At 50.3% G+C, this 8915-nt stretch carries 9 protein-coding genes; 2 read left to right on the top strand and 7 right to left on the bottom strand.

The window, feature by feature from the left end; translation table 11 throughout:
* The coding region (gene glgB / locus NG42_RS23375) for a 1,4-alpha-glucan branching enzyme (protein ID WP_420911301.1) at positions 1-1393 on the bottom strand (1393 nt) is incomplete at its 3' end.
* Between the two features lie 392 nt (positions 1394-1785).
* On the bottom strand, positions 1786-2895 hold the full coding sequence (asd, locus tag NG42_RS06480) for an aspartate-semialdehyde dehydrogenase (protein ID WP_052898457.1): 1110 nt from the start codon (positions 2893-2895) through the stop codon (positions 1786-1788).
* A 189-nt stretch (positions 2896-3084) separates the two neighbouring features.
* On the opposite strand from asd, the gene NG42_RS06475 reads away from it, so the two are divergent.
* Positions 3085-3678 (top strand): YhgN family NAAT transporter, encoded by a 594-nt coding sequence (locus NG42_RS06475; RefSeq protein ID WP_052898456.1) that lies wholly within the window; start codon positions 3085-3087, stop codon positions 3676-3678.
* 146 nt (positions 3679-3824) lie between these two features.
* Complete coding sequence (locus NG42_RS06470) at positions 3825-4205, top strand: hypothetical protein (protein WP_052898455.1); 381 nt, start codon at positions 3825-3827, stop codon at positions 4203-4205.
* Here NG42_RS06470 and NG42_RS06465 read toward each other — a convergent pair.
* The 5 genes from NG42_RS06465 to gntR form a co-directional block, all read right to left on the bottom strand.
* Positions 4188-5036 carry a DUF4225 domain-containing protein gene (locus tag NG42_RS06465; protein ID WP_053115775.1) on the bottom strand — a complete coding sequence of 283 codons (849 nt, stop codon included), beginning with the start codon at positions 5034-5036 and terminating at the stop codon, positions 4188-4190. The genes NG42_RS06470 and NG42_RS06465 overlap by 18 nt on opposite strands.
* Positions 5037-5056: 20 nt before the next feature.
* Positions 5057-5518, bottom strand: a complete 462-nt coding sequence (locus NG42_RS06460; RefSeq protein ID WP_052898454.1) for an Hcp family type VI secretion system effector — start codon at positions 5516-5518, stop codon at positions 5057-5059.
* A 265-nt stretch (positions 5519-5783) separates the two neighbouring features.
* On the bottom strand, positions 5784-7124 hold the full coding sequence (gene gntU / locus NG42_RS06455) for a gluconate transporter (RefSeq protein ID WP_052898453.1): 1341 nt from the start codon (positions 7122-7124) through the stop codon (positions 5784-5786).
* A gap of 5 nt (positions 7125-7129) precedes the next feature.
* Entirely contained in the window at positions 7130-7666 is a 537-nt protein-coding gene (gene gntK / locus NG42_RS06450) for a gluconokinase (protein ID WP_052898452.1), read from the bottom strand.
* A 139-nt stretch (positions 7667-7805) separates the two neighbouring features.
* Positions 7806-8801, bottom strand: a complete 996-nt coding sequence (gene gntR, locus NG42_RS06445) for a gluconate operon transcriptional repressor GntR (RefSeq protein ID WP_052898451.1) — start codon at positions 8799-8801, stop codon at positions 7806-7808.
* Positions 8802-8915: the final 114 nt, after the last annotated feature.

The following is an 8915-nucleotide window of genomic DNA, read 5'->3' as shown; positions in this document are numbered from 1 at the left end:
CGGGATAGTCCGTCGACTCTTCGGCAACGGTAATACTGCCCGGTGCCGCATTGCCCAGCGTCCGGTTGGTGTAGCGCAGAAACGACACCGCTTCGAGGTTTTCGCGCCCCCCATAAGCATTGGGAATCCACTCGCCCTCTTTACGGCTGTAATCGCGATAAATCATCGACGCAACCGCATCTACCCGCAGGCCGTCGATGCCAAAGCGCTCCATCCAGTAGAGCGCATTGCCCGCCAGATAGTTACTCACTTCACGGCGGCCAAAGTTGTAAATCAGCGTATTCCAGTCCTGATGATAGCCCTCGCGCGGATCGCCGTGCTCATACAGCTCCGTGCCATCAAACTTTGCCAGCCCAAACTCATCGGAAGGAAAATGGCCCGGCACCCAGTCGAGCAGCACATTCAGCCCGGCGGCATGCGCGGCAGCGATAAAATAGCGGAAGTCATCACGGGTGCCGAAACGGCGGGTCGGGGCGTACATACCCAGCGGCTGATAGCCCCAGCTGCCGTCAAACGGGTGTTCATTAATCGGCAGCAGCTCAATGTGGGTAAAGCCCATCTCTTTAACATAGGGAACCAGCTGTTCGGCCAGCTCGCGATAACTGAGCCAGAAGTGATTATCGGTATGGCGACGCCAGGAACCGAGATGCACTTCATAGATGGAGATCGGTGCGTCAAAGGCATTCGCCGTTTTACGCTCCGGTTTCATTTCCACTTTTTCCGGCAGACCACAAATCATCGAGGCGGTTTGCGGTCGCATCTGCGCTTCAAAGGCGTAAGGGTCGGCTTTCAGCCGCAGCTGGCCGTAAACATCAATGATTTCGAATTTATACAACTGTCCCTGCCGCGCGCCCGGAATAAACAGTTCCCACATACCGCTTTCACGCCGAAAGCGCATCGGATGGCGGCGACCGTCCCAGTAGTTAAATTCACCCACGACCGAGACGCGCCGGGCATTCGGTGCCCAGACGGAAAAACGCGTGCCGGTAACGCCATCAATCACGTCGGCATGGGCACCCATGGTTTCATACGGACGCAGATGGGTACCTTCCGCCAGCAGCCAGCTGTCCAGCTCGGCCAGTAGCGGACCGAAACGGTAGGCGTCATCAATTAAATTCTGTTCACCATGCCAGATCACCGCCAGTTGATAGCGAAACGGGTTTTTACGCCGTGGCACCACCGCACTGAAAAAGCCGCGTGAATCGAGGCACTTCAGTTGCACACACTTACGACCGGTTTTGGTCTCAATCACCCAGACTTCTGAAGCATCAGGCAATAAAGCACGCACCTCCAGCCCGGCGTCGGTTTGATGCATACCGAGCAGCGCAAAAGGGTCGGCGTAATGACCAGAAATAATCGCATTGATCGCGTGGCGATCGGGAAGCTCAGACATGACATTCTTCCTGTGACATTTGGCAAGCGAATCAATGACGCATCGACAAACGGTGCATCAGCTGAGTGCTGCTCTTCGTTGAGCCATCAGCTCGCAGGCAAGGTGAGTATCCATCCGCTGGAACAGAAAACCATTGCCGCGAACAAATTCAATTCAGTTGGAAAGCAAAAACAGTCAAAAATCAGAACATCTGTTCTAAGCATAGCTAAGGGCGACAATTAGCCTGGTAAGAATGCATAAAATAATTTTTGTCAGTGCTAAAAAGGAGAAGCATAAAGGGCTTAGTGGGCGCAGGAACACAGGTCAGTTGTTCCGAAATGGACAGAATTTTCCTCGGTCAGTTAAGAATTATCGATTAACAGGCCCGGTTAGCCGGGCCCGTCAGTACAGGATTAATCCACCAGCAGACGCAGCATGCGGCGCAGCGGTTCAGCCGCGCCCCACAACAGCTGATCGCCCACGGTAAAGGCCGAGAGATAATCCGGGCCCATATTGAGTTTACGCAGACGGCCAACCGGCGTGTTCAGCGTGCCGGTCACTGCCGCAGGAGTCAGTTCACGCATAGTGATTTCGCGGTCATTCGGCACCACTTTAACCCAGTCGTTATGCGCTGCCAGCAGCTGTTCAATTTCACTCAGCGGCACATCTTTTTTCAGTTTCAGGGTGAATGCCTGGCTGTGGCAGCGCAGTGCGCCGACGCGAACACACAGACCATCAACCGGAATGGTGCTGGCAGGTTGCAGAATCTTGTTGGTTTCCGCCTGGCCTTTCCACTCTTCGCGGCTCTGGCCATTTTCCAGCTGTTTGTCGATCCATGGGATCAGGCTACCCGCCAGTGGCACACCAAAGTTATCGACCGGCAGCACGCCAGCGCGGCTCATTTCGGTCACTTTGCGTTCGATATCCAGAATCGCAGAAGCCGGGTTTTCCAGCTCTTTTGCCACATGGTTATGCAGCATCCCCATCTGGCTCAGCAGCTCACGCATATGGCGCGCGCCGCCGCCGGAAGCCGCCTGATAAGTCGCCACCGAGGCCCACTCCACCAGATCGTTAGCAAACAGGCCGCCAAGTGACATCAGCATCAGGCTGACGGTACAGTTGCCGCCAACAAAGGTTTTGATGCCGTTATCCAGCCCCTGACGAATCACATGATGGTTAACCGGATCGAGAATAATGATCGCATCATCATTCATACGCAGCGAAGAAGCCGCATCAATCCAGTATCCCTGCCAGCCGCTGGCGCGCAGTTTCGGATACACCTCATTGGTGTAATCGCCGCCCTGACAGGTAATAATGATATCCAGCGCCTTCAGTGCTTCAATATCGAAAGCGTCCTGTAGCGTACCTGCGGACTGACCGGCAAACTCCGGCGCGGCCTGGCCGTGCTGTGAAGTGGAGAAGAACACCGGACGCACCACATCAAAGTCGCGCTCTTCAATCATACGCTGCATTAATACTGACCCGACCATGCCGCGCCAGCCTACTAGTCCTACATTTTTCATGTCCTGGTACCTGCTTCAGGCTGCGCCAACATCGCCTGACCTGTTAGAGTAAGTAAAACAAAAGAAAGATACCTACCACCTTACAAAATGCAGCAAAACAGGCAAGTGAATTAAATCGATGGTCCGCATTTTTTCAGCAGTGCGGCTTATAACCGATGATTTTGGTGATGGAAAAAGAGAACCACAACGATGACTGAGATGATCTCCGCAACAATATTATTGTTGCTTATTATGGATCCACTGGGCAATTTGCCGATTTTTATGTCGGTTTTAAAGCATCTGGAGCCGAAACGTCGACGAGTGGTGTTAATCCGCGAAATGTTGATCGCGCTGGTTATCATGCTGCTGTTTCTGTTTGCTGGCGAAAAAATTCTGACTTTCCTTAATCTGCGTACCGAGACGGTATCGATTTCCGGCGGCATCATTTTGTTTCTGATCGCGATTAAAATGATTTTCCCCTCGAATGAGAGCAACAGCAGCGGCTTATCAGCCGGGGAAGAGCCGTTTCTGGTGCCGCTGGCCATTCCGCTGGTCGCCGGGCCGTCGCTGCTGGCGACCCTGATGCTGTTATCACATCAGTATCCAAATCAGATGGGGTATCTGGTGGCGGCACTGATGATTGCCTGGGGCGCGACGGTGGTGATCTTGCTGCTTTCCGGTCTGTTTCTGCGTCTGCTGGGCGATAAAGGCGTTAACGCGCTGGAACGTCTGATGGGATTGATTCTGATTATGCTGGCAACGCAGATGTTTCTGGATGGGATTCGGGCATATTTAAAAATATGACAAGCGGGTGGCGAAAAGTTAACCCTGCAAAAAAATCATAGTGTTATGAAAGGGCTGCGTTCTGATTCGGGATTTCAGCAGCCACTTTCAATCTGATTAGCTTCATGTTAAATTTTAAAAAAGTAAGTTCATTATAAGGGAAGATAATGAAAATAACTGATCACCAAACTAAAGTAATTCGAACAAAAATACTGAATAATGGATTTCAATTAGAAGAATTATTATCTCTGAAAAAAACACACAAATATTTCAAAGAAATACACAATAAAAAATTAACCCGTGAAACCAATTTTCAGCACTCAATAACGCTTATCGCATATAATGCCCTAAAATCATTACGCGATGTCACGCTGATAACGCTAATTCTCTTAGTGCTGGCTATTTATTTCCATAAGGCATTCATTTTAACATTTACAATTTCATTTTCTATTATTGCATTATCAACTCTGTTAAATGCCAGAGAAAAAGGCTGCAAACTCATTACGGAATTAAAACTTATTAAGTTAGCATTAAGGCTCATCTTCTGATTCATTAAAGCGATAGTTACCTTCTACAAATGACATTCTGAATTTATTAGCAGCATAACCAAATTGAAATATCCTCATTGGCCTGTTCATTCTGGATATTTTAGAGGAAAAATCCTGACTTACATTTCTGAACAGCTTTCCTGTTCCCGGTTTCTCAAACTTGCCTTTTTTCAATATGCTTTTATGACTTTCCGTTAGTACGGGCATTTTGAATGCAGAATAGGCTGTAAGTGTAAAATCAATTGCGCTATAGGAAAAATCCCCTGCGGAGTCTGAACCACCCAGATTCCCTGAGATTGAGCGATATAAGTCTCTTAACGGACCAGAATCCATACCTTTATAGAAAACAGGGTATAAAGTCTCATATAAATTATTCCCCCCGTGAGCGATAAGAATCACCCCCATTCCTTTCATTCTTTTACTGTTCAGCACCCCACTTAACCTGAAAATCTGTAAACCAGATGCTACCTGAATACCACCAGACAACACACCACCGCCAATTTTCGCATACTTAACCACCCCCTGATCTTCAAAAATATCCGTTACAATATAGGTGGTGTAATCCTTCATCCGAAGTATCTGATACTCTTTTTCTGTCAGTTTTGTTTCTGCTTTTAGCTCCTCAATTATCGCTATCTTCTTTTGTGGATAAAGCTCACTTTTAAATCGTTGTTCAATGGATAAGATGAAATCTTCAACCTCGGTAAGATACCCCTTGCGGATTAGAGAGTCCGATATCAGAAACGTTGCCGCGAGACTGGAAACTCTGCGCAAAGCATTAATATAATTATCCAGATCATATTTCAGATGTGCGATAGCACCGGTCGCCATGTTTCATCATCCTTGCCGGCTTAAAAATATGAGGTTGAGTTTTTAATATCCCATCCCATTCTGGTTTCCGCACCTTTACCGCCGATGGCATCCTGCCCCCAATGCTGAAACTTCACTTTATCTGCCTGAAACTCATATTCAACATCCGTAGTCGTGCCGCTGTCTCGCAGAATAACCTCCATAATAATAGCATTTTCAAGAGTAATCCGGTAAAACTCCATCTGACCATCGCTGGCTTTACAGGCTGACAGCTCAACGGTTTTTACATTCTTCCCATTGGATGAGAAAAGCAAAGCACTTGCCGTTGCCTTATCTACAACACAGTGAACCGAAAGATTATGATAATTCGCTACTCCCGTCCCTGAACCGCCGCCATTTCTTTTCGTCCCCCATGCATAAGCCTCCACATCAATCCATCCCGGATAGAGTGAGTTTTTAGACTCTCCTTTTACGCCATCTATTTTAAGGAAGATATTATTCATATTTTTCTATCCAATAAACATTTCCTTCATTCCTGATCTCAGCAGGAATGAGTAATTCAGCCATAATTAAATCCTTTTAATAGACCCAGTAACTCTATAGAAAATGAAGTAATAAAATAAAGCCCGGCCATCGTACGATAGTTAAACAAGGGGTTCAATAGCAGATCAGTTAATGATATCTGGCAGGAAGAGGCAGGTTTTTGGGGCAGAATGCGGAAGTTTTTAAAAATCTGAAAGGCGGGCGGCGAAAACGCCGCCCAAAATATTACGACAACAACTCAAACGCGATCATCCCGACCACCGCACCAACAGTACCGAGAATGGTTTCCATCAGCGTCCAGGTTTTCAGCGTCTGCGCTTCGGTCGCACCGGTAAAGCGGCCAAACAGCCAGAATCCGGCATCATTGACGTGGCTCAGCACAATTGACCCACCGGCAATACAGATCGACAGCGCCGCCATCTGCGCACCCGAGTAGTTAAGCACCTCAATCACCGGCATCACCAGACCGACGGTGGTCAGGCAGGCAACCGTTGCTGACCCCTGAATCACGCGTACCGCGGCAGAGAGGATAAAGCAGGCCAGCGCAATCGGCAGCCCGGCACCGGTCAGGGCATTGCCCAACGCCGGTCCGACGCCGGAATCCACCAGCACCTGCTTAAATACGCCACCGGCACCAATTACCAGCAGAATAATCCCCGCCGGTTGCAGCGCGCTGCCGCAAATCTCCATCACCCGCTCTTTATCCATCCCCTGACGATACGCCAGGCCATAAATCGCCACCAGGCATGCCAGCAGAATCGCGGTAAACGGATGGCCGATAAACTCGAGCCACTGATACAGCGTGCTGCCTTCGGTGGTAAAACGCGCCCCGATGGTTTTCAGCCCAACCAGCACCAGCGGGAACAAAATCAGCGCCAGGCTAAAGCCAAATGATGGCAGTTTGCTGCTGTCATACTCCGGCTGCGAAACGTCATCCGGCACGCGAAATTCGACATAGCGACTGATAAAGTTACCAAACAGCGGACCGGCAATAATCATGCTGGGTATCGCCGCACACAGGCCGAGCAGAATCATCCAGCCAAAATCGACATGCATCTGCGAGGCCAGCAGCATCGGAGCCGGGCCAGGCAGCAGAAACGCCGCCGCCGCTGCCACACCGGCAAACAGCGGGATCACCAGCTTCACCAGATTATCGTGGGTGCGACGCGCTACCGCAAAAGCAATGCTGATCAGCAACACAATCGCCACTTCAAAAAACAGCGGCAGCGCACAAATCAGGCCAGCAATCCCCATTGCATAGTGCGCACGGTTTTCACCAAATGCCTTTAGCATGCGAATGGCTATCTGATCTACCGCGCCGGTTTCATGCAGGATTTTACCGAACATCGCGCCCAGCGCGACCACAATGGCGAGAAAACCGAGGGTGCCGCCCATGCCTTTTTGCATGGTGTCAGCAATTTTGTCGAGTGGCATGCCGGAGAAAATTCCGGCACCGATTGAGACTAACATCAGCGCCACGAAGGCGTGCATGCGCGCTTTCATCACAAGAAACAGCAGCAGTAATACCGAACCTGCTGCGGTCAGAACCAGTGTTGCGGTACTCATTACAACTAATCCTTTTTGATCGCACCTTCGATGGTCGCAACGGTGGCGGCAACAACCTCTTCCAGCGAATGATTAATATCAACCACTAACACGTCCTGCTCATCTGAACCCGGCTCTTCCAGCGTGGCAAACTGGGTAACCAGCATTTGCGGCTTAAAGAAATGGCCTTTACGCGCTTTCAGGCGGGATACGATGGTGTCGAAATCGCCCTGCAGATAGACGAATGACAGGTTGCTGTTGTCCTTACGCAGGATATCGCGATAGCTTTTTTTCAGCGCTGAGCAGACGATAATCGAGATATCGTTAGTGCGCTGCATGGCGAAAGCAGCATCGTTCAGCGACTGTAACCACGGGCGACGGTCATCATCATTCAGCGGGTGACCTTCGGCCATTTTCTCGATATTGGCGCGTGGGTGCAGGAAATCGCCATCCAGGAACGCGGTTTTTAACTGGTAAGAGACCTGGTTAGCAACGGCGGATTTACCGCTGCCAGATACGCCCATCAGGATAAACACATGATGTGACGAGGAATTCGTTTTCATTATTTTAACTCCGGCAGATGAGTATTCGCATGTTACCGATAACAATCGTTAATCACATTCTCAGTACGTGCGTTGGTAATGGCAACCGTTATGCCGGGAAAAGGTGGTAAATGTGAGATACCTCAAAAAAATGAAAGAATCAGATGCTACCGCCTTCAGAAATCTCAAACCCGACATTCACCGGCGTTACAGCAGTTTTATCACCGCCAATGCGCGCCAGCAGCATTGAGGCGGCTTTACGGCCCATCTGTTCGCGCGGCGTCAGCACCGTTGCCAGCTGCGGATTCACTACCTGAGAAATATCATGGCCGTGGAAACCGGCAATGGCGAGATCGTCTGGCACGCGAAGTCCCTGGCGCTGGCACTCAAACATCGCCCCGACCGCCAGGTCATCGTTTGTACAAAACAGGCTGTCGACGGCCGGAAAACGGCGTTGCGCTTCGCGCAGCAGATCGGCACCGGCGGTAAACGAGGAGGCTTCTTCCATCATCACGCTCTGCGGCTGTAAACCGGCCTCGCACATCGCGATTTCATAGCCGCGCTGTTTCAGCAAGGTTCGTTCATCCAGACGCGCCCCCAGATAGACAGTATGACGATGGCCTTTGGCAATAATCGCCCGCGTCATCTGCCGTGCCGCCTCGGCGTTATCAAATCCGACCGCCATATCCAGACAGGGCGATACGCAATCCATCATCTCAATAACCGGAATACCGGCTGTTTCGATCATCCGCAGGCTGGCCGCAGTATGGCTACGCTCGGTGAGGATCAGGCCATCAATATTCCAGCCAAGCAGCGAACGCAGCTGCAACTCCTCTTTCTCCTGATTGTAACCAAAGTGGCTGAGCATGGTCTGGTAGCCAGCCGCATCAGTGACGGTTTCAATACCGCGCAATACATCGGCGAAAACCTGGTTGGTCAGCGAAGGGAGCAGCACGCCAATGGCGCGGCTGGTGGCGTTGGATAACATATCCGGCGCACGATTGGGAATGTAGCCCAGTTCATCCAGCGCGACGGCGATTTTTTCACGCAGTGCGGCAGAGACCTGCTCGGGATTACGCAGGTAGCGGCTGACGGTCATTTTGGTGATGCCAATTCGGTCGGCAACATCCTGCAGGACGGGTCTTCTTTTTTTCATCGTTATCAGACTGTGTAGTGAGGTTACGATGAGTCTATCAAAAAATATCGCGGTAACATCGTGGTGATACCACAGGATAAAAAAATGGCCAGAATAATCTGGCCATCATTTATC

It is taken from the genome of Winslowiella iniecta (assembly GCF_001267535.1).
Classification (GTDB): Bacteria; Pseudomonadota; Gammaproteobacteria; order Enterobacterales; family Enterobacteriaceae; genus Erwinia; species Erwinia iniecta.
The sequence above is the reverse complement of the archived record's forward strand: the minus strand, read 5'-3'. Positions and strand labels throughout refer to the sequence as shown.

Excerpts from the sequence above, each read along its gene's own strand:
- asd (WP_052898457.1), bottom strand. The coding sequence starts at position 2,895 with ATGAAAAATGTAGGACTAGTAGGCTGGCGCGGCATGGTCGGGTCAGTA.
- NG42_RS06475 (WP_052898456.1), top strand. The coding sequence starts at position 3,085 with ATGACTGAGATGATCTCCGCAACAATATTATTGTTGCTTATTATGGAT.
- NG42_RS06470 (WP_052898455.1), top strand. The coding sequence starts at position 3,825 with ATGAAAATAACTGATCACCAAACTAAAGTAATTCGAACAAAAATACTG.
- NG42_RS06465 (WP_053115775.1), bottom strand. The coding sequence starts at position 5,036 with ATGGCGACCGGTGCTATCGCACATCTGAAATATGATCTGGATAATTAT.
- NG42_RS06460 (WP_052898454.1), bottom strand. The coding sequence starts at position 5,518 with ATGAATAATATCTTCCTTAAAATAGATGGCGTAAAAGGAGAGTCTAAA.
- gntU (WP_052898453.1), bottom strand. The coding sequence starts at position 7,124 with ATGAGTACCGCAACACTGGTTCTGACCGCAGCAGGTTCGGTATTACTG.
- gntK (WP_052898452.1), bottom strand. The coding sequence starts at position 7,666 with ATGAAAACGAATTCCTCGTCACATCATGTGTTTATCCTGATGGGCGTA.
- gntR (WP_052898451.1), bottom strand. The coding sequence starts at position 8,801 with ATGAAAAAAAGAAGACCCGTCCTGCAGGATGTTGCCGACCGAATTGGC.